Origin of the sequence: Actinomadura physcomitrii (genome assembly GCF_008923205.2) — a bacterium.
GTDB lineage: Bacteria > Actinomycetota > Actinomycetes > Streptosporangiales > Streptosporangiaceae > Spirillospora > Spirillospora physcomitrii.
Genome location: NZ_WBMS02000033.1, coordinates 30,675 through 49,912, shown reverse-complemented (window position 1 = coordinate 49,912; position 19,238 = coordinate 30,675). Strand labels below are relative to the sequence as shown.

Here is a 19,238-nt window from a genome sequence, read left to right as displayed (position 1 = left end):
GCCCGTGCCCGCCCGCCGCGCGGGCACGGGCCCGGTCCGCCCGCTCGCCGAGCTCCCTCCGCGAGCGGGCGCGGGCGTTGACCTCAAGCTTGGTTGAGGTCGCATAGGATCGCGGTATGACGCGCCTCGAGCACCGCAAGCACGAACTGACCGTCGGGCAGCTCGCCGAGCGCAGCGGCGTGGCCGTCTCGGCGCTGCACTTCTACGAGGCCAAGGGGCTGATCCGCAGCCGCCGCACCGCCGGCAACCAGCGCCGCTTCACCCGCGACACGCTGCGCCGCGTCTCGTTCATCAAGGTCTCCCAGCGGGTCGGCATCCCGCTCGCCGACATCAGGGACGCCCTCGCCACGCTCCCCGAGGAGCGCACCCCGACCGTCGCCGACTGGGCACGGCTGTCCGACCTCTGGCGCGCCGACCTCGACGCCCGCATCCGGCAGCTGGAGAGGCTCCGCGACGACCTGACCGAGTGCATCGGCTGCGGCTGCCTGTCGATCAGCAAGTGCGCGCTCGCCAACCCCTACGACCGGCTCGGCGACGAGGGGCCGGGCCCGCGCCGGCTGCTCGTCGACGACCGCGCCGAGCCGCGCAAGGCCCGGCGGGACGACGGCGGCGGCGCGTCCGAGCAGGACTGCGACCCCGGGTCCTGCGCCGCCCGGTCCTGACGCCCGCCCGGCCGAGGCCGGAACCGGCCGCCGCCCGGCCGGATCAGGAGTCGACGGGCCGCGGCTCCCGGCTGTGCGGGTCGATGCGGCGTGGCGCCGGCTCCCGGCCCGCCGGCTGCGTCGGCGCCGGACGCGCCGCGACCTGCTCGATCGGCAGCTCGACCGGCTCGTCCCCGAGCTCGAACTCCTCGCCGTGGTGCCACAGCGTGATGGCCGGGCCGTCCAGCAGCTCGTAGGTGGCCGACTCCCCGGTCACCTCGACCCGCACCCGGCTGCCCCGGTACCGCATCCGGAACGCCAGCCGGCTGATGCCGCCCGGCAGCCGCGGCGCGAACCGCAGCCGCCCGCCGCCCGCCCGCATCCCGCCGAACCCGGCGACGAGCCCGCTCCACGCGCCCGCCATCGACGCGACGTGCAGCCCGTCGCGGGTGTTGCGGTTCAGGTCGTGCAGGTCCATCAGCGAGGTCTCGCCGAGGTAGTCGTGCGCCAGCTCCAGATGCCCGACCTCGGCCGCCACCACCGCCTGCGTCTGCGCCGACAGCGACGAGTCGCGCACCGTCAGGCTCTCGTAGTACTCGAAGTTGCGGGCCTTCTGCTCGTCGGTGAACTGCTCCCCGCACAGGTGCAGGGCCAGGACCAGGTCCGCCTGCTTCACGACCTGCTTGCGGTACAGGTCGAAGTACGGGAAGTTCAGCAGCAGCGGGTAGTGGTCCGGCTTGGTCGCCGCGAAGTCCCAGCGGGCGTGGTTGGTGAAGTTCTCGCTCTGCGGATGGACGCCCAGCCGCTCGTCGTAGGGGATCACCATCGCCGACGCCGCGTCCCGCCACGACGCGGCCTCCTCGGCGTCCACGCCGAGCCGGTCGCACATGTCCGGGTGGCGCATCGCCGTCTCCGCCGCCTCCAGCAGGTTCCGGCGCGCCATCAGGTTGGTGTAGACGTTGTTGTCCACGACCGCGCTGTACTCGTCCGGGCCGGTGACGCCGTCGATGCGGAACACCCCGCCGACGTCGTGGTGGCCGAGGCTGCGCCACAGCCGCGCCGTCTGCACCAGGATCTCCAGCCCGATCTCCCGCTCGAACCGCTCGTCCTGCGTCGCGTCCACGTACCGCGCGACGGCGTCGGAGATGTCGGCGTTGATGTGGAACGCCGCGGTCCCGGCGGGCCAGTAGCCGGAGCACTCGTGGCCGCGGATCGTCCGCCACGGGAACGCGGCGCCGGCAAGCCCGAGCTGGGCGGCCCGCTCGCACGCCAGCGGTAGCGTCATGTGCCGCCAGGCGAGCGCGTCGGCGGCGGCGTCGGGCGCGGTATAGGTCAGCACCGGCAGCACGAACGTCTCGGTGTCCCAGAACGTGTGCCCGTCGTAGCCCGGGCCCGTCAGCCCCTTCGCCGGGATCATGCGGCGTTCTGCGCGCGCGCCCGCCTGCAGTGTGTGGAACAGCCCGAACCGGACCGCCTGCTGGATCTCGGCGTCCCCGTCGACCTCCACGTCCGCGCCGCACCAGAAGTCGTCCAGGAAGTGCCGCTGCTCGGCCAGCAGCCCCTCCCAGCCGGTCTGCCGCGCGCCCGCCAGCGCCCCGACCACCTGGTCGTGCAGCGCCGGCCGGGACCGCTGGCTCGACCACCCGTAGGCCAGGTACTTGATGATCCGCAGCCGCTGCCCCGGCTCCAGCCGCGTCGCGACCGTCAGCCGGCCCACGTCCGGCGAGCTCTCGGTCTCCACCGCCATCGACTCGGGGCCCTCGATGTGGTGCGACATGCCCGCGGCCATCCGCAGCCCGCTCTGCCGCGTCCGGTGCAGCAGCAGCACCTTCGTGCCGTTGGCGACGTGCTCCTCGCTGATCAGCGGATGGTCGAGGATCGCCGACGCGCGCGGGTCCTTGTCGCCGTCCGGCAGCGCCTCGTTGGCGACCAGCTCCGACTGCGCGACGACCCGCATGGACTGGTGCACCGGCTCCACGTCGTAGCAGATCGCCGCGACCGCCCGCTGCGTCAGCGACACCATCCGCGTGGACGTCACCCGGATCCGCTGGTCGGCCGGCGACGTCCACTCCACGTGCCGGGTGAGGGTGCCGGCCCGCATGTCCAGGATCCGCTCGTGGTGGTGGACGCGCCCGTACCGCACGTCCAGCGGCTCGTCGTCCACCAGCAGCCGGATCACCTTGCCGTTGGTGACGTTGATGACCGTCTGCCCCGACTCCGGATAGCCGTAGGCGGTCTCCGCCTGCGGCAGCGGCCGCTGCTCGTAGAACGAGTTCAGGTAGGTGCCCGGCAGGCCGTGCGGCTCCCCCTCGTCGAGGTTGCCGCGCAGGCCGAGATGGCCGTTCGACAACGCGAACACCGACTCGCTCTGCGCCAGCCGGTCCAGCCGCAGCTCCGGTTCGCGGACGCACCACGGCTCCACGGTGAACACGGGCCGGTCGACGCTGGTCTGTCCCTCCGGGTCCGTCACTTGTCCTCCAGCAGTTCGGACAGATCGTTCACCACCACGTCGGCGCCGTGCGCGGCGAGCTCCTTGGCGTGCTCGCCGTCGACCCGGTTGACGCCCACCACGTACGCGAACCCGCCGGCCCGGCCGGCCTGCACGCCCGCGAGCGCGTCCTCGAACACCACGGCCCGGTCCGCGGGCACGTCCAGCTCCTTCGCCCCCGCGAGGAACATGTCCGGCGCGGGCTTGCCCGGCAGGTTCCGCTCCGCCGCGACGACGCCGTCCACCCGCGCGTCGAACAGGTCGGTGATCCCGACCGAGCGCAGCACCTGCACGGTGTTGGCGCTGGAGGACACCACCGCCGTCCGCAGCCCCGCCTTGCGGGCCGCGCGGACGAAGTCGATCGACCCGTCGAAGGTCTCCACGCCCTTCTCCTCGATGATCTTGAGGACGAGGGCGTTCTTGCGGTTGCCGAGGCCGCGCACGGTCGCGTCCTCCGGAGGGTCGTCCGGGGCGCCCTCGGGCAGCGTGATGCCGCGCGACTCCAGGAACGAGCGCGTGCCGTCCTCGCGCTTCTTGCCGTCGACGTAGCGCCCATAGTCCTTCACCGGGTCGAAGGGGACGAACGGCTCGCCCGTCTCCCGCGCGCGTTCGCGCAGGTAGCCGTCGAACATCTCCTTCCAGGCCGCGGCGTGCACCGCCGCGGTGCGGGTAAGCACCCCGTCGAGATCGAACAGACACGCCGCCGCCGCGTCCGGCAGTCCCAGCATCCGCACCCCCTGGATGGACACGATCGGAATCGTTCTCAAGTGCGTCCCGTTCCCGTGCCGGAACAGGACATGCGGGGCCGGCGTTCGAACGGGGGGATCATGATCGTCGTACAACCCCTTGGCCAGGGTGGCACACGAAGAGGAGAGAACCAATGCAAACGGCGCGCATAGGCGTCACGGGGCTCGCGGTGATGGGCCGTAACCTGGCCCGCAACCTCGCCCGGCACGGCCATCCGGTCGCGTTGCACAACCGCACCGCCGCCCGCACGAAGGCGCTGGTGGAGGAGTTCGGCGACGAGGGGGCCTTCCTGCCGGCGGAGACCGCGGAGCAGTTCGTCGCGTCGCTGGAGCGGCCCCGCCGGCTGGTGATCATGGTGAAGGCGGGCGCGCCGACCGACGCGGTCATCGACGAGTTCGCGCCGCTGCTGGAGTCCGGCGACATGATCGTGGACGGCGGCAACGCGCACTTCGCCGACACCCGCCGCCGCGAGGCCGCGCTGCGCGAGCGCGGGATCCACTTCGTCGGCACCGGCATCTCCGGCGGCGAGGAGGGCGCGCTGCACGGCCCGAGCATCATGCCGGGCGGTTCCGCCGAGTCCTACGAGGCGCTCGGCCCGCTGCTGGAGGACATCGCCGCGAACGTCGACGGGACGCCCTGCTGCACCCACGTCGGCCCGGACGGCGCCGGGCACTTCGTGAAGATGGTGCACAACGGCATCGAGTACTCCGACATGCAGCTGATCGCCGAGTCCTACGACCTGCTGCGGCACGCCGCCGGGCTCGCGCCCGCCGAGATCGCCGAGGTGTTCCGCACCTGGAACACCGGCCGGCTGGAGTCCTACCTGATCGAGATCACCGCCGAGGTGCTCGCGCACACCGACGCCGGCACCGGGAAGCCGTTCGTGGACGTGGTGCTCGACCAGGCCGAGCAGAAGGGCACCGGCCGCTGGACCGTCCAGACGGCCCTGGACCTCGGCGTTCCCGTCGGCGGCATCGCCGAGGCGGTGTTCGCCCGGTCCGTCTCCGGCCACGCCGGCCTGCGCGAGGCGTCCCGGAACCTGCCGGGGCCGGCCCGCTCCGCCGTCGCCGGGTCCGGCTTCGCGGACAAGGTCGAGAAGGCCTTGTACGCGTCCAAGATCGTCGCCTACGCGCAGGGCTTCCACGAGATCCAGGCGGGCAGCGCCGAGTACGGCTGGAACATCGACGCCGGCGCGATGGCGGCCATCTGGCGCGGCGGCTGCATCATCCGGGCCCGCTTCCTCGACCGGATCCGCGCCGCCTACGAGGCCGACCCGGCCACGCCGACGCTGCTCACCGACGACCACTTCGCCGAGGCCCTCGGCGACGCCCAGGACGCCTGGCGCGACGTCGTCGCCACCGCCGCCCGCATCGGCGTCCCCGCGCCGGGGTTCTCCACCGCGCTCGCCTACTACGACTCGCTGCGCGCCGACCGCCTGCCGGCCGCGCTCACGCAGGGCCAGCGCGACTTCTTCGGCGCGCACACCTACCGCCGCGTCGACCGGGACGGCTCCTTCCACACCCTCTGGGGCGGCGACCGCACCGAGGCCACGGCCTGACCCGGGACGCCGGCCCGGCGGGAGGCTAGACCCTCGCACCGGGCCGGCGGACCGGGCGCATCGGCGGCCCGTTCACTGCCCGTCGTCGTCCATCTCGACGCCGGCGATCGGGTTGCCGTCCCGCACCCCGCCGCCCTCCCTGGACTCGTAGCCCTCCGCGGCGCTGCCGTTCCCCGGCACGATCCGCTCGTGCGGCAGCTCCTCGCGGCCCGAGCTGGCGCCGGGGCCCCGGTCGGCGGGGTCGCTCTTGGTCTTCTTCGCCATCGCTCTGCCCCCTCGTCTCGCTGTCTCGTCCCGCACGTTGTAACCGAACGGCCGCCGCCTAACCGGCCGCTGGGTAGTGTCGGGCGTGTGCGGATACCGGGAGACGGCGAGATTCGGGCGCTGCACGAGCGGCTGGCGCCGAGCCGGGAGGCGTTCGAACTGGTCTGGACGCACTGCGGGATCGTGTGCCGGATCGCCGAGCAGCTGATGGATGCGGGCGGCCTGGACGTCGACAAGGAGCTGGTGCGGGCCGGGTGCCTGCTGCACGACGTCGGGGTGTACCGGCTGTACGACATCACCGGGGAGCTCGACCACCGGCAGTACGTCCGGCACGGGGTGCTCGGGCACGAGCTGCTGGCGGGGGAGGGGTTCCCCGAGGTGCTCTGCCGGTTCTGCTCGCACCACACCGGCATGGGACTGACCAGGGACGATGTCGAGCGGCAGAACCTGCCCCTGCCTCCCGCCGACTACCTGGCCGAGACCGCCGAGGAGCGGCTCGTGATGTACGCGGACAAGTTCCACAGCAAGACCGACCCGCCCTCGTTCGTCAACGCCTCGTCCTACGCGGTGCACGTGCGGCGGTTCGGCGGCGGCAAGGTCGCGGCGTTCAAGCGGATGCGCGAGGAGTACGGCGAGCCCGATCTCGGGCCCCTGGCGGCCGAATACGGCCACACGCTCGTGTGAGCCCGGGCCGCCGACAAGCGCGGCCGGCCGCCGGGTGGCCGCGCCGCGGCCGGTGGCGCGGGCGGTCCGGAGAAGGGGCAGGATGGAGGAGTGAGTCTGATCGATGAGCTTCCTTCCGGTACCGACGCCGATCCCGATGCGCTGTTCGAGGCGTTCGGGCGATGGGTGGCCGGGCGCGGGATCACGCTGTACCCCGCGCAGGAGGAGGCGCTCATCGAGGTCGTGTCGGGCGCCAACGTGATCCTTTCGACGCCGACCGGGTCGGGCAAGAGCCTGGTGGCAGCGGGGGCGCTGTTCGCGGCGCTCGGCAAGGACCAGGTCGGGTTCTACACCGCGCCGATCAAGGCGCTGGTGTCGGAGAAGTTCTTCGACCTGTGCGAGATGTTCGGCCGGGAGAACGTCGGCATGATGACCGGCGACGCCAGCGTCAACGCGGACGCGCCGATCGTGTGCTGCACCGCCGAGGTGCTGGCCAACATCGCGCTGCGGGACGGCGCCGACGCCGACATCGGCGTGGTGGTGATGGACGAGTTCCACTTCTACGCCGAGCCGGAGCGGGGCTGGGCGTGGCAGATCCCGCTGCTGGAGCTGCCGCAGGCGCAGTTCCTGCTGATGTCGGCGACGCTCGGCGACGTCGGGTTCTTCGAGAAGGACCTGACGCGCCGGACCGGCCGGCCGACGGCGCTGGTGACCTCGGCGGAGCGGCCCGTCCCGCTGATCTACGACTACCGGGTGACGCCGCTGCACGAGACGATCGAGGAGCTGCTCGCGGAGCAGAAGGCGCCAGTCTACCTGGTGCACTTCACCCAGGCGGCGGCGATCGAGCGGGCGCAGTCGCTGATGAGCATCAACGTGTGCACGAAGGCGGAGAAGGCGCGGATCGCCGAGCTGATCGGCGGGTTCCGGTTCACCACGAAGTTCGGGCGGAACCTGTCGCGGTTCGTCCGGCACGGGATCGGGGTGCACCACGCGGGGATGCTGCCGAAGTACCGGCGGCTGGTGGAACGGCTGGCGCAGGCCGGGCTGCTGAAGGTCATCTGCGGCACCGACACGCTGGGCGTCGGGGTGAACGTCCCGATCCGGACGGTGGTGTTCACCGCGCTCAGCAAGTACGACGGGCACCGGGTGCGGCGCCTGCGGGCGCGCGAGTTCCACCAGATCGCCGGGCGGGCCGGGCGCGCCGGGTTCGACACCGTCGGATTCGTGGTCGCGCAGGCCCCCGAGCACGTCGTGGAGAACGAGAAGGCCCTCGCGAAGGCGGGCGACGACCCGAAGAAGCGGCGGAAGGTGCAGCGCAAGAAGCCGCCGGAGGGGTTCGTCGGCTGGGACGAGGAGGTCTTCAAGAAGCTGCAGGACGCCGAGCCGGAGATGCTGCGGTCCCGGTTCCAGGTGTCGCACGCGATGCTGCTGTCGGTGATCGCCCGCCCCGGCAACGCGTTCCAGGCGATGAAGCGGCTGCTGACCGACAACCACGAGGAGCCGTCGGCGCGGCGCCGGCACATCTCCCGGGCCATCGCGATCTACCGGTCGCTGCTGGCCGGCGGGGTGGTGGAGGTGCTGCCGGAGCCGGACGACCTCGGCCGCTACGCGCGGATCACCGTGGACCTGCAGGAGGACTTCGCGCTCAACCAGCCGCTGTCGACGTTCGCGCTGGCCGCCTTCGAGGTGCTGGACCCCTCGTCGCCGTCGTACGCGCTGGACGTGCTGTCGGTGATCGAGGCGACGCTGGACGACCCGCGGCAGATCCTCGCCGCGCAGGTCAACAGGGCGCGCGGCGAGGCCGTCCAGGAGATGAAGGCGGAGGGGATCGAGTACGAGGAGCGGATGGAGCTGCTCCAGGACGTCGACCACCCGAAGCCGCTGGAGGACGAGCTCGACGCCGCGTACGAGATCTACCGGGCCGGGCACCCGTGGGTCGGCGACCATCCGCTGCGGCCGAAGTCGGTCGTCCGGGACATGTACGAGCGGGCGATGACGTTCACCGAGTACATCGGGTTCTACGAGCTGGCGCGGGCCGAGGGGCTCGTGCTGCGGTACCTGTCGGGGGCGTACAAGGCGCTGCAGCAGACCGTCCCCGAGTCGATCAAGACCGACGACCTCATCGACCTGATCGAGTGGCTGGGGGAGCTGGTCCGCCAGGTCGACTCCAGCCTGCTGGACGAGTGGGAGCAGCTCGCCAACCCGGCCGACGAGGACGTGGACGAGCCGATCGAGGACCGGGTCACGAAGGTGACCGCGAACGCGCGGGCGTTCCGGGTCCTGGTCCGCAACGCGCTGTTCCGCCGGGTGGAGCTGGCGGCGCTGGAGCGGTACCGGGAGCTCGGCGAGCTGGATCCCGACTTCGGCGAGGACGCCTGGCGGGAGGCGATGGACGGCTACTTCGGCGAGCACGACGAGCTGCTCACCGGCCCCGACGCGCGCGGCCCGAAGCTGCTGCACATCGAGGAGGTGCCGGACGACGCGCTGTGGCGGGTCCGGCAGGTGTTCGACGACCCGGCGGGCGACCACGACTGGGGGATCTCCGCCGAGGTCGACCTGGCGGGCTCCGACCAGGAGGGCGCGGCGGTCGTCCGGGTCACCGCCGTCGACCGGATGTGACGGGAGGACCGGAGATGGTGCAGGTCGCGGTCGCGCAGTTCGCGCCCGGGCAGGACAAGGACGCCAACCTGGCGTCGATCGGGAAGCTCGCCGCGGAGGCGGCGGGGCGCGGCGCGAGGGTGGTCGTGTTCCCGGAGTTCGCGATGTTCACGGCGCCGCGGCTGGACCGGCGGTTCATCGACGCCGCCGAGCCGCTGGACGGCCCGTTCGCGTCCGGGCTCGGCGAGCTGGCGCGCCGGCACGGCCTGCACCTGGTGGCGGGCGTGAACGAGCGGCTGGACGACCCCGACCGGATCTCCAACACGCTCCTCGCGCTCGGCCCGGACGGCGCCGTCGCCGCGACGTACCGCAAGACGCACCTGTACGACGCGTTCGGGTACAAGGAGTCGGAGGTCGTCCGGCACGGCCCGATCGGCGACCCGGAGACGTTCACCGTCGACGGCCTCCGGTTCGGCATGCAGACCTGCTACGACGTCCGGTTCCCGGAGGTGACGCGGCGGATCGTGGACGCGGGCGCGGACGTGCTGGCGCTGCCCGCCGAGTGGGTGCCGGGGCCGCTCAAGGAGGACCACTGGCGGACGCTGGTGCGGGCCCGCGCGATCGAGAACACGATCTACGTGGCGGCCGCCGACCAGTGCGCGCCGACCGGCGCGGGCACCAGCATGATCGTCGACCCGATGGGCGTCGTCGTCGCGGCGCTCGGGGAGACGACCGGCACGGCGGCGGCCGACGTGTCGCCCGAGCGCGTCGCGGCCGTGCGGGAGAAGAACCCGGCGCTGGCGCTGCGCCGCTTCACCACCGTCCCGCTGGCCTGACCGAGTCCGCCGCGCTCCCGAATCCCCGGCCGGGCTTGACAATGAGTGAGCACCCACTCAAAGTGGAGGAGGACGGACGCGAGCGGAAGGCGGAGACCATGGCAGACCGGCGGTTCCGGTTCGGGCTGATGGCGGGCGGGGCGCGCGACGGCGCCGCGTGGGCGGACCTCGCCCGCCGCGCCGAGGACCTCGGCTACGCGACGCTGCTCACCCCCGACACGACCGGCACGGCGGACCCGGTGGCCTCGCTCGCCGCCGCCGCGGGCGCGACGGAGTCGCTGCGCGTCGGCACGTTCGTGCTCTCCGCGGCGACCCGCCCGGCCGCCATGGTCGCCTGGCAGGCCGCCTCGCTGGCCTTCGCCACCGGCGACCGCTTCGAGCTGGGGATCGGCGCGGGACGGCCCGGCGGGGAGGCCGACGCGGAGCTGTTCGGCGTGCCGTACGGGACGGCCGCCGAGCGCGTCCGCCGGGTCGAGGCGGTCATGGACGCGGTGGCGCACCCGCCGGAAGGGCTGTTCGCCGGGACGGGCCGTCCGCCGCGGGTGCTCGTCGCGGCGTCCCGGCGGCGGATGCTGGAACTCGGCGCGCGGCGGGCCGGCACCGTCGCGTTCGGGGTGCCGCCGCTGACCGGCGACAAGGAGCTGGCGCCGCTCGTCGGCATCGTCCGGGACGCGGCGGGGGACCGGTTCGACGACGTGGAGCTGTGCACGCAGGTCCACGTCGTCGGCGACGAGGTGCCCGGATGGCTCGCGCCGCAGCTGGGCGTCGACGGCGCCGCGATGGCGGCCGCCGGGTCCATCGCGATGCTGACGGGCACCCCGCGCGAGATGGCGGGCACGCTCGCCAGGCGCCGGGACGAGCTGGGCGTGTCGTACGTGTCCGTCCCGTCGGTGTTCGCCGAGGAGTTCGCGCCGGTGGTGGAGCTGCTCGCCGGTCGCTGAGCCCGCCCCCAAGAGGGCCGCGGGGCCGGAACTGTATCGAGCGGGCAACGGTCTCCGGCATTCTCCGTGTGTGAGCGTGCGCGGACCGTGACGATCGGAGCGTGCCCGAATCCCGCGATCTCCCCCCGGCCGGATACACCCGCGCCGCGCCCCGCCCGCCGCTCCGCTCCCGCCTGCTCGGCGCCCGCCTCGTGACCGCCCGGGCTCCGCTCGCCCGGCGGCACCGGGTCCGCTCGTCCATCCCGGCCGTCGCGCTGGCGCTCGTCCTCGCGGCCGGGATCGTCGGCGTGATCGGCTACGGGACGAGGCGCGAACCCCCGGCGCGAAGCCTCACCCCGGACGCGGCGAGCCCGACCGCGCCCGCCCCCGCCGCGTCCGGGAGGTCCGGCGGCGCCGCGGCGGACGCGCCGTCCCCGCCCCCGCTCTCCGGACCGCCCGGCGCGCTGCCGGCCGTGCCCGCGCCGACGCCCGGCCCGGCCGGCGCGGCGGACGACCCGCAGGGAGCGAGACCGGGGGCCGGGCCGTCGGCGTCGCAGGGCGCGCCGGGAGACCGGCCCTCCCCGGTGCCCGTCCGCCCGGCCGCGACCCGCCCGCCGCACTCCGCGAGCCCGCGGCCCCGGCCCGCGCCGCAGCCGCACGTGCCGTCCAAGCCGCGCACCGCCCGTCCGGCCGCGCCCTCGTGGATCGGACCGGAGTGCCGCCGCCGGTTCCCCGCCGACCCGGCCCGCCAGGCCGCCTGCGTCGCCGCCCTGACCAGCTACTACGCGAAATGATCGAAATACGGTGAACCCCGGCGACCCGGGACGGGTCGTATATGACCATGAACCCGAACGACGCCATCGCGACCGCCCTCATCGACGCCTTCGCGCGGCGCGGATACCCGTGCACGCTGCCCGATCCGAACACGCTCGCGGTCACGTTCAAGGACGGCTCGCAGGCGCACGCGGACATCACCGAATGGCGGGCGTACGCCGGCCGGAACTCGCGCGCCGACCTGCCCGCCATCGCCGCGCAGTACGCCGACCGGGCCGTCCAGGCGTTCGAGCGCGGACCCGCCGCCGGGCCCGCCGGAGGCGGCGCGCGGCGCATGCTGGAGGAGGGCAGCCTGCGCGTCCGCCTCTACCCCGAGAGCGCGCTCGACGAGCGGATGCGGGCGGCGCTGCTGACCCGGCCGCTCGCCCCCGGGCTGCTGGAGACGGTCGTGGCCGACCTGCCCGACTCGATCGTCCCGCTGAACCGGTCCGACCTCGGTGACGTGCCCGAGCACGAGGCGTTCGGCGCCGCGCTGGCCCGGTCCGTCGAGGCGGAACCGCACTACGTGCAGGCCACCGACGTCGACGGGGTCAAGATCGCGCACATCGGCGAGCAGCACCGCTACATTGGCGCCCACGCGCACGCGCTGCGCCGCCACTTCCCGGGGCCGCTGCCGTTCGGCGCGCTCGTCGCCTTCCCGCTGCCCGAGTACGTCGCGGTGCACGAGATCGGCACGGACCCGCACCTCGTCCTGGCGCTCAAGACGATGCAGGAGGTCGCGGCGCGGCTCGCCGGGAGCGGGGAGCGGCCGATCAGCCCGCAGGTCTACTGGTGGCGTCCGGGGGAGTACGAGCGGATGGAGGAGCGCGCGGGCTTCTACAGCGGGCGGGTCCCCGACCTGCGGCCGGTCGGGGTCCAGGTCGAGCAGGGCCAGGACGGGCGGCTGAGCGTCGGCCTGGTCGGCGACACGACCGCCGAGCTGGTCCAGGGCTGGGAGGCCGCGCGCGGCTGACCGCCCGGAGGCCGGGGCTCAGGGCGTCCCGAAGACCTTGCCGGGGTTGAAGACGCCCGCCGGGTCCAGCGCGTCCTTCACCGCGTGGTGCATGGCGATCACGGCCGGCTCCAGCTCGGCGTGCAGGCCGCGCCGCTTGAGCAGGCCGACGCCGTGCTCGCCGGTGACGGTCCCGCCGAGGTCGATGGCGTCCGAGACGATCCGGTCGAACGCCCGCTGGGCCCGCACCCGGGCGTCGTCGTCGCCCGCCGGCGCGATGATCAGCGGGTGCAGGTTGCCGTCCCCGGCGTGCGCGATGTTCGCGATGTGCGTGCCGGTGTCGGACGCGGCGGCCTCGATCCGGGTCAGCATCTCCGGGACGAGCGCGCGCGGCACGCACACGTCCTCGGTGAGCAGCGGGCCGAGCCGCTCCAGCGCCGGGTAGGCGAGCCGCCGCGCGGCGAACAGCGCCTCGGCCTCCGCCTCGTCGGACGAGCGGGCGCTCCAGGTCGCGCCCGCCTCCTCGAACAGGGCGACCATCGCGTCGGCCTCCGCCTCGCCCGCCTCCCCGGGCAGGTCGGTGCGGCCGAGGAGCAGGACGTTCGCGTCGGCGGACAGCCCCATGTTCCGCCACGCGTCGACCGCCGCCAGGCAGTGCCGGTCGACCAGCTCCAGCGCGCTCGGCACGATCCCGGCCGCGGTGACCCGGCTGACGGCCTCGCCCGCCTCGCGCAGCGCGTCGAAGTAGCCGACGACGGTGTGCTCGGGAGCGCGGGCGCCGCGCAGCCGCACGGTCACCTCGGTGATCACGCCGAGCGTGCCCTCCGAGCCGACCATCAGCCCGCACAGGTCGTACCCGGCGACGCCTTTGGCGGTGCGGCGGCCGAGCCGCACCACCTCGCCGCGGCCGACCACCGCCTCCATCGCGAGCACGTAGTCGCGGGTCACGCCGTACTTGACGCAGCACAGGCCGCCGGCGTTGGTCGCGACGTTGCCGCCGATCGTGGACCAGGGCGAGCTGGCCGGGTCCGGCGGGTACCACAGGCCGTGCTCGGCGGCGGCGAGCCGCAGCGCGTCGTTGACGACGCCGGGCTGGACGACCGCGAGCCGCTCGGCGGCGTCGATCTCGACGATCTCGTTCATCGCCTCCAGCGACAGCAGCACGCAGCCGTCCAGGGCGTTCGCGCCGCCGGACAGCCCGGTGCCGGCGCCGCGCGGGACGATCGGGACGCGGTGCTCGGCGCAGGCCGCCACCACGGCCCGGACGTCCTCGGTCGATCCGGCGCGGACGAGGGCGGCGGGCGTCCCGTGCGGGGCCCATTCCGCCTCATCGTGCGCGTAGGAGGCGATCACGTCCGGGTCGGTGACGAGCCGGGGCGCGGGGAGGGTGCTGCGGAGGGCGTCCAGAATCTCGGGCATGTCCTCACGTAATCACATGGACGGGCGTCCGCATCAGGCCGCCTCGGTGGTGATCAGCCGGGTGACCTCGGCGCGCAGCGCCGCCGTGTCGGCGCCCGCGGCGGTCGCCAGCCTCGCCGCCGCGAAGCCGTCGTCGTGCAGGATGCCGAGCAGGATGTGGCCGCTGCGGATCTCCTTGTGCTTGAGCCGGACGGCGTGCCGCAGGCTGAGCTGGACGGCCTTCTTCGCCTCCGCGGTGAAGGGGATGTGCCCGCGGGCGTAGCGGTGCAGCTTGCCGGCGGGGACGTCGAGGGCCCCCTCGCCGAACATCTGCTCGGTGGCTTCGCGGACGGCGTCGAGGTCGATGCCGATGCTCCGCAGGGCGCCGGGGTCCAGCGCGTCGCCGGTCTGCCCGGCCGTGATCCGGGCCCGCAGGTCGGCCGCGTCGAGCCCGTGCTCGCGCAGCGCGGCGCCCACGGTGGCGTCGCCCACCAGCCCGACGAGCACGTGCTCGGTGCCGACGTGGTGGTCGCCCAGCATGCGGGCCTCCTCCTGCGCGAGGACGACGACGCGCCGCGCGTCCTTGGTGAAGCGCTCGAACATCTACGTCTCCTTCTGTGCTTTTCCGAGGGGGGACGACCCCCCACGCCCCCCGGCCGACTTCGCCGGAAGGGAAAGGCGGCGCCCGCCGCCGTGCTTCTTGTGGACGGCCTGCCTGCTCACCCCGAGGCAGACCGCGATGTCCTGCCAGGACCAGCCCTGGTCGCGGGCGCTGGCCACCTGCAGCGCCTCCAGCCGTTCGGCCAGCTCGCGCAGCGCCCGGACGGCCCGCAGGCCGACCGCCGGGTCCCTGCTGCTCGCCTCCTGGGCGAGCGTCACTCCATCGCTCATGCATGTCAATGTAGGTTGACACCCTCGGCACTGTCAACCTGTGTTGACATGTGCGCGCGGATCAGGAGAGCTTCAGCAGCGTGGTGAGCAGGTCGTCCAGGCTGACCAGGCCCGCGACCCGCCCGTCCGGGCCGATCGCCAGGCCCAGCTGGCTGTGCCGGGCCCGCAGCGTCGCGACGGCCTCGCCGACCGGCGTGCCCACCGGCATCGCCGGCACCGGATGCGCCAGCTCGCCGGCCGTCGTCGCCCGGCCGCGCGCCCGCGCCAGGTAGGCGTCGCGGACGTGCACCATCCGCGCCTGCTCCCGGCCCGACCCGCGCACCATGATGCGGACCCGGCCGGTCCGCGCGGCGGTGTCGATGACCTCCTGCGGGGACGCCTCCGGCGGCACCGACACGATCCGCGACACCGGCACCACCAGCCCCGACAGCGGAGCGCGCGGCGCGTCCAGCGCGGCGGTCAGCAGGGTCAGGTCGCGCTGCCCGATCAGCCCCAGCCGCCGCGACTCCTCGGCGATGCTGCGCAGCTGCTCCGGCGTCCGCGACACCTCCCGCGTCTCGCCCGGATGCACGCCGGCGGCGCGCAGCAGCAGGGTCGTCGCGCCGTTCAGCGCCGCCAGCACCGGCCGGACGACCGTCGTGAACGCCCGGAACGGCAGCGCCAGCACGGTCGCCGACCGCTCCGGCCCCGCGATCGAGAACGACTTCGGCGCCATCTCCCCGACGACCATGTGCAGGAACGTCACCACGCCGAGCGCGATCACGAACCCGATCGCGTGCGCCACGCCGTCCGACAGGCCCGCCGCGTGGAACAGCGGCGCCAGCGCCTCGGTGAACACCGGCTCGGACACCAGGCCCAGCCCGAGCGAGCACATCGTGATGCCGAGCTGCGCGCCCGCCAGCGTCAGCGACAGCTCGCCGATCCCCGCCACCGCCGCGCCCGCCGCCCGGCTGCCGCGCGCGGCGGCCCGCTCCAGCCGCGGCCGCTTCGCCGCCACCAGCGCGAACTCCGTCGCGACGAAGAACCCGTTGCCGGCCAGCAGCGCCAGCGTCACCGGGACGCCCGAGGTCAGGTTCACCGGTCACCGCCGTTCCGCTCGCCGGGCGCCGTGACGACGGTCCGGATCCGGATCAGCTCCGGCACGTGCCGGTGGACGGTCAGCACCTCCACCACGGCCGTGCGCGGCGGCTCGTCCAGCCGGGTGGGCTCCAGCTCCACCCGCACCACGTCGCCGGGCCGCGCCACCCGGCCGAGCCGCTGAAGCAGCAGGCCCGCGACGGTCTCGTAGTCGCCCTCCGGCAGCGCGATCCCCGTCTCGTGCGCCACCTCGTCCACCCGCAGGCCCGCGTCGGTCGTCCACCACTCGCCGCGCCGGATCGCCAGGTCCTCGCCCGGGTCGTGCTCGTCGGCGATCTCCCCGACCAGCTCCTCCGCCACGTCCTCCCAGGTGATCAGCCCGGCGAAGCCGCCGTACTCGTCGACGACGCACGCCACCGGGACGTCGGCGCCGCGCAGCCGCGCCACCACGTCCGGCAGCGGCAGCGACGACGGCAGCAGCAGCGGCGGCCGGGCGATCTCGCCCACCTCGGTCCGCTCCGACTCCCGCGGGCCGAGCCGGATCAGCTCGTCCAGCCCGACGATCCCGACCACGTCGTCGACCCGCTCCCCGACGACCGGGTAGCGGGAGTGCCCGCTCGCGGTGATGATCTCGCTCAGCTCCGCCGCGCGCGCCGACGCCGGCACCGTCACCACGTCCACCCGCGGCACCATGACCTCCTCGGCGTCCCGCTCGGAGAACGCCAGCGCCCGCTCCAGCAGGTCCGCGTGCGCCTCCTGGAACTGCTCGCCGGACTCGCCGATGATGTGCCCGAGCTCCTCCAGCGTCGCGCCGTGGTGCAGCTCCTCGACCGGCTCGATCCCGACCGCCCGGACGAGGCGGTTCGCCGCCGCGTCGAACAGCCGGATCACCGGCGCCGCCACCGCCAGGTACACCAGCGTCGACCCGGCCAGCCACCGCGCCATCGCCTCCGCCCGCGCCAGCGCCAGGTTCTTCGGGAACAGCTCGCCGAGCACCATCTGCAGCACCGTCGCCAGCACGAACCCGAGCGCGACCGCGACGCCGCCGGACGCGCCGTGCGGCACCCCCGCCGCGTCCAGCACCGGCGCGATCAGGCCGGCGAGGGCCGGCTTGGCGATGAACCCGACCACCAGCGCGGTCACGGTGATGCCGAGCTGCGCGCCCGACAGCATGAACGACAGCCGCTCCATCACCCGGACGGCGCGCGCCGCCGCGCGGTCGCCCTCCGCCGCCCGCTGGTCCAGCAGCGGGCGGTCCGCGGTGACGAACGCGAACTCCTGCGCCACGAAGTAGCCCGTCGCGGCGGTCAGCACCAGGACCGCGAGCAGGCCCAGCGCCCCGTTCACCGGCCCCCCGCACCCTCCGGGGCCGCACCGCCGGCCCGCGGCCCGCTCTGCCCGGGCACCATTCCCCCTCCGCGCGTCCCTGCAAGATCCCTTCTACCCTGCCAGGCGGCGGCACGCGCCGCGAGACCCGCCCGCCCGTCCGGTGCGGCGCCCAGGGTCGTCTAGTGCGCGGTGATGAGGACGACGCCCGCCGCCACCACGCAGGCCGCCGCGAGCCGCCCGGTCCGGCGGCCCCGTGATCAGCCCCAGCGGGATCACCACCGCCGCCTCGCCGAGGCCGATCAGCGCGAACGAGGCCCACCGGTCCGGCGCGCCCTTCGCGATCGCGTTCCAGGTGGCGTGCAGCACTCCGGCGAAGATCACGGCGAGGGCGACGGTCATGCGCCCACCCCACCCTGGAACGGACGCCGCCGGGCAGAGATTTAGGTTCCGGCTCAAGGGTGCGCCGGCCCCGCCGGACGGCCCGAATTTCCCGATCTCGTGACATTCCGGGGATGGCTGGGCACAAGTGATAGCAAGGGAAGGAAGAACGGGCAGATCTCCCGCGGGGCGGCCCCGCCCGGCCCGCAGGACCTCCTGAGGCGGTGGGGAGCGCCGATGAACGATGAGAGCCGTCCCCGTCCGGTGTTCGACCCGGGCATTCCCGTCGCGGACCGCGCCCTGCTCGCCGCGGCCCCGGAGCGGCTGGTCGCGGCGAGCCTGCCGGCGCCCGCGCGCCCGGCCCTGACCGTCGCCACCGTCGTCGCCCGGCTGCTGTGGATCCCGGCGTTCGCCGTCTTCTACGGCGTGCTGCCCGGCGGCTGGCTGCGGGTGTGCTTCCTCGCCTCGCTCGACCAGGACGACCTCGTCGGCGGTGCGATGCGGTGGGGAAGGCTGCCCATCCTGGCGATGATGCTCACCCCGGCGCTGCAGGTCCTCCTGCTGCTGCTCGGGCAGACCGACGTCGCCGTGCTGCTGGCCGCCGCCGGCTTCACCGGCTGGGTCATCGGCGCCCTGCGGCACCTGCGCGAGCCCGCCGCCGCCCGCGCCGCCCGCGAGCACCACGGCCGCTACCTGCTGCCCGCCGACTTCGACCGGCCCGCGGCGCGGCTGCTGATCCGCGCCCAGCGCGCCGTCGACGCCGTCCTCGGCTCCCAGTCGCACCGCGCCGGGCTGCTGGACGACGTCGGCAACACGGTCGTGCTGCCGCGGCAGGAATGGGCGATCGCGGCAACCCTCGCCGAGCACACCCGGCTGCGCCGCGAGCGCGTGCTGCAGCAGCCCGAGCGGCTGTCCGCGCGGGTGCGGGCGCTGCTCGAACCGCAGGACCGCGCGCTCGCGCTGTCGGCGCGGTCCGTCACCGTCCGGATCGAGGCGCTGGAGGCGTACGCACGCCGCGCCGGCGAGGCCGACGACGCCTACCACGAGTCCCGCGTCCTCGCGGCGCTGCCGGAGCAGAACGCCCGCTACCGCGACCTGCTCGCCGGCACGGTCGGCGACGCGATGGCCGGCGCCGAGATCCGCGGCATGGCCGAGGACGCCCGCCGCACCGAACGCGCCCTCCGCGAGCGCGCCGCCGACGAGTCGGCCACGGCCTCGGAGCTCGCCATTCCCGATGACGCCGGACCACCCGCCGGCCCCGCTCCGGCCGGCGGGCCCGAGACGCTCTAGGCGCTCTGCGCCGGCCGGCCCGGGCGGCGTGAGGCCTTCGAGATGATGCGGTCCGCCGTGCGCTGCGTGCCCGCGATGCGGCGGCGCAGCCGCGCCCGGCCCGGGCGCGTCCCGGCAGGGCGCCGCGCGGGTCCCGCCGCCCGGTCGGCCTCCTCGGCCAGCCGGGCCCCCGCCCGGGCCAGCTCGGCCAGCAGCCGGCGCGCGGCACGGCCGTCCCGCTCGTCCAGCGCGCAGCCGTACAGCGCCTCGATCTCGGCTATGCGCGCTCCCAGCCGCAACATCTGATCGCCCACGATGATCACCCCGTCGGTCCAATTGTGGGCGATCCGCGGCGGTTCGCGCACCGCTATTTCCGCCGCCCCGCATTCCGGTCCGTCCGTAACGGCGGGCCCGGT

At 74.4% G+C, this 19,238-nt stretch carries 19 protein-coding genes; 9 read left to right on the top strand and 10 right to left on the bottom strand.

Annotated features, from left to right (window positions below; genetic code table 11):
- Positions 1-116 precede the first annotated feature (116 nt).
- Positions 117-662 carry a redox-sensitive transcriptional activator SoxR gene (soxR, locus tag F8568_RS32620; protein ID WP_151597537.1) on the top strand — a complete coding sequence of 182 codons (546 nt, stop codon included), beginning with the start codon at positions 117-119 and terminating at the stop codon, positions 660-662.
- Between the two features lie 43 nt (positions 663-705).
- On the opposite strand, the gene F8568_RS32615 is transcribed toward soxR, so the two are convergent.
- Positions 706-3,111, bottom strand: coding sequence for a glycoside hydrolase family 65 protein (locus tag F8568_RS32615; RefSeq protein ID WP_151597536.1), 2,406 nt, complete (start codon positions 3,109-3,111; stop codon positions 706-708).
- Complete coding sequence (locus F8568_RS32610) at positions 3,108-3,857, bottom strand: HAD family hydrolase (RefSeq protein WP_151597589.1); 750 nt, start codon at positions 3,855-3,857, stop codon at positions 3,108-3,110. Before F8568_RS32610 ends, F8568_RS32615 begins: the two co-directional genes overlap by 4 nt.
- A gap of 152 nt (positions 3,858-4,009) precedes the next feature.
- Here F8568_RS32610 and gndA point away from each other — a divergent pair, with 152 nt between their 5' ends.
- Entirely contained in the window at positions 4,010-5,434 is a 1,425-nt protein-coding gene (gndA, locus tag F8568_RS32605; protein WP_151597535.1) for an NADP-dependent phosphogluconate dehydrogenase, read from the top strand.
- 72 nt (positions 5,435-5,506) lie between these two features.
- Here gndA and F8568_RS47145 read toward each other — a convergent pair whose 3' ends face one another.
- On the bottom strand, positions 5,507-5,698 hold the full coding sequence (locus tag F8568_RS47145; RefSeq protein ID WP_151597534.1) for a hypothetical protein: 192 nt from the start codon (positions 5,696-5,698) through the stop codon (positions 5,507-5,509).
- An 87-nt stretch (positions 5,699-5,785) separates the two neighbouring features.
- Between F8568_RS47145 and F8568_RS32600 the strand changes: the two genes are divergently transcribed.
- From F8568_RS32600 to F8568_RS32575, 6 genes are all read left to right on the top strand, one after another.
- Positions 5,786-6,382, top strand: a complete 597-nt coding sequence (locus F8568_RS32600) for an HD domain-containing protein (protein ID WP_151597533.1) — start codon at positions 5,786-5,788, stop codon at positions 6,380-6,382.
- 90 nt (positions 6,383-6,472) lie between these two features.
- Positions 6,473-8,980: a DEAD/DEAH box helicase gene (locus F8568_RS32595; RefSeq protein WP_151597532.1), complete on the top strand. Its 2,508-nt coding sequence runs from the start codon at positions 6,473-6,475 to the stop codon at positions 8,978-8,980.
- 14 nt (positions 8,981-8,994) lie between these two features.
- Positions 8,995-9,795 carry a carbon-nitrogen hydrolase family protein gene (locus F8568_RS32590; RefSeq protein WP_151597531.1) on the top strand — a complete coding sequence of 267 codons (801 nt, stop codon included), beginning with the start codon at positions 8,995-8,997 and terminating at the stop codon, positions 9,793-9,795.
- 98 nt (positions 9,796-9,893) lie between these two features.
- The gene (locus F8568_RS32585) at positions 9,894-10,736 is read left to right on the top strand and encodes an LLM class flavin-dependent oxidoreductase (RefSeq protein ID WP_151597530.1); all 843 of its coding nucleotides are present in this window, start codon (positions 9,894-9,896) and stop codon (positions 10,734-10,736) included.
- A 101-nt stretch (positions 10,737-10,837) separates the two neighbouring features.
- On the top strand, positions 10,838-11,509 hold the full coding sequence (locus tag F8568_RS32580; protein WP_151597529.1) for a hypothetical protein: 672 nt from the start codon (positions 10,838-10,840) through the stop codon (positions 11,507-11,509).
- A 47-nt stretch (positions 11,510-11,556) separates the two neighbouring features.
- Positions 11,557-12,501 carry a hypothetical protein gene (locus tag F8568_RS32575; protein ID WP_151597528.1) on the top strand — a complete coding sequence of 315 codons (945 nt, stop codon included), beginning with the start codon at positions 11,557-11,559 and terminating at the stop codon, positions 12,499-12,501.
- A gap of 18 nt (positions 12,502-12,519) precedes the next feature.
- Here F8568_RS32575 and F8568_RS32570 read toward each other — a convergent pair whose 3' ends face one another.
- From F8568_RS32570 to F8568_RS32545, 6 genes are all read right to left on the bottom strand, one after another.
- Positions 12,520-13,899 carry an FAD-binding oxidoreductase gene (locus tag F8568_RS32570; protein ID WP_151597527.1) on the bottom strand — a complete coding sequence of 460 codons (1,380 nt, stop codon included), beginning with the start codon at positions 13,897-13,899 and terminating at the stop codon, positions 12,520-12,522.
- Positions 13,900-13,932: 33 nt separating this feature from the next.
- Complete coding sequence (locus F8568_RS32565) at positions 13,933-14,481, bottom strand: Clp protease N-terminal domain-containing protein (RefSeq protein ID WP_151597526.1); 549 nt, start codon at positions 14,479-14,481, stop codon at positions 13,933-13,935.
- Entirely contained in the window at positions 14,482-14,769 is a 288-nt protein-coding gene (locus F8568_RS32560) for an RNA polymerase subunit sigma-70 (protein WP_236009733.1), read from the bottom strand.
- A gap of 61 nt (positions 14,770-14,830) precedes the next feature.
- Entirely contained in the window at positions 14,831-15,847 is a 1,017-nt protein-coding gene (locus tag F8568_RS32555; RefSeq protein WP_151597525.1) for a CNNM domain-containing protein, read from the bottom strand.
- Positions 15,844-17,193: a hemolysin family protein gene (locus tag F8568_RS32550; RefSeq protein WP_151597524.1), complete on the bottom strand. Its 1,350-nt coding sequence runs from the start codon at positions 17,191-17,193 to the stop codon at positions 15,844-15,846. Before F8568_RS32550 ends, F8568_RS32555 begins: the two co-directional genes overlap by 4 nt.
- A gap of 93 nt (positions 17,194-17,286) precedes the next feature.
- Positions 17,287-17,574, bottom strand: a complete 288-nt coding sequence (locus F8568_RS32545) for a hypothetical protein (RefSeq protein WP_151597523.1) — start codon at positions 17,572-17,574, stop codon at positions 17,287-17,289.
- 216 nt (positions 17,575-17,790) lie between these two features.
- Here F8568_RS32545 and F8568_RS32540 point away from each other — a divergent pair, with 216 nt between their 5' ends.
- On the top strand, positions 17,791-18,843 hold the full coding sequence (locus F8568_RS32540; RefSeq protein ID WP_151597522.1) for a hypothetical protein: 1,053 nt from the start codon (positions 17,791-17,793) through the stop codon (positions 18,841-18,843).
- On the opposite strand, the gene F8568_RS32535 is transcribed toward F8568_RS32540, so the two are convergent.
- On the bottom strand, positions 18,840-19,136 hold the full coding sequence (locus tag F8568_RS32535; protein ID WP_151597521.1) for a hypothetical protein: 297 nt from the start codon (positions 19,134-19,136) through the stop codon (positions 18,840-18,842). The genes F8568_RS32540 and F8568_RS32535 overlap by 4 nt on opposite strands.
- Positions 19,137-19,238 lie beyond the last annotated feature (102 nt).

Coding starts and splice junctions, on each gene's coding strand:
- soxR (WP_151597537.1), top strand. CDS start 117: ATGACGCGCCTCGAGCACCGCAAGCACGAACTGACCGTCGGGCAGCTC.
- F8568_RS32610 (WP_151597589.1), bottom strand. CDS start 3,857: ATGCTGGGACTGCCGGACGCGGCGGCGGCGTGTCTGTTCGATCTCGAC.
- gndA (WP_151597535.1), top strand. CDS start 4,010: ATGCAAACGGCGCGCATAGGCGTCACGGGGCTCGCGGTGATGGGCCGT.
- F8568_RS47145 (WP_151597534.1), bottom strand. CDS start 5,698: ATGGCGAAGAAGACCAAGAGCGACCCCGCCGACCGGGGCCCCGGCGCC.
- F8568_RS32590 (WP_151597531.1), top strand. CDS start 8,995: ATGGTGCAGGTCGCGGTCGCGCAGTTCGCGCCCGGGCAGGACAAGGAC.
- F8568_RS32585 (WP_151597530.1), top strand. CDS start 9,894: ATGGCAGACCGGCGGTTCCGGTTCGGGCTGATGGCGGGCGGGGCGCGC.
- F8568_RS32575 (WP_151597528.1), top strand. CDS start 11,557: ATGAACCCGAACGACGCCATCGCGACCGCCCTCATCGACGCCTTCGCG.
- F8568_RS32570 (WP_151597527.1), bottom strand. CDS start 13,899: ATGCCCGAGATTCTGGACGCCCTCCGCAGCACCCTCCCCGCGCCCCGG.
- F8568_RS32565 (WP_151597526.1), bottom strand. CDS start 14,481: ATGTTCGAGCGCTTCACCAAGGACGCGCGGCGCGTCGTCGTCCTCGCG.
- F8568_RS32560 (WP_236009733.1), bottom strand. CDS start 14,769: ATGAGCGATGGAGTGACGCTCGCCCAGGAGGCGAGCAGCAGGGACCCG.
- F8568_RS32545 (WP_151597523.1), bottom strand. CDS start 17,574: ATGACCGTCGCCCTCGCCGTGATCTTCGCCGGAGTGCTGCACGCCACC.
- F8568_RS32540 (WP_151597522.1), top strand. CDS start 17,791: ATGAACGATGAGAGCCGTCCCCGTCCGGTGTTCGACCCGGGCATTCCC.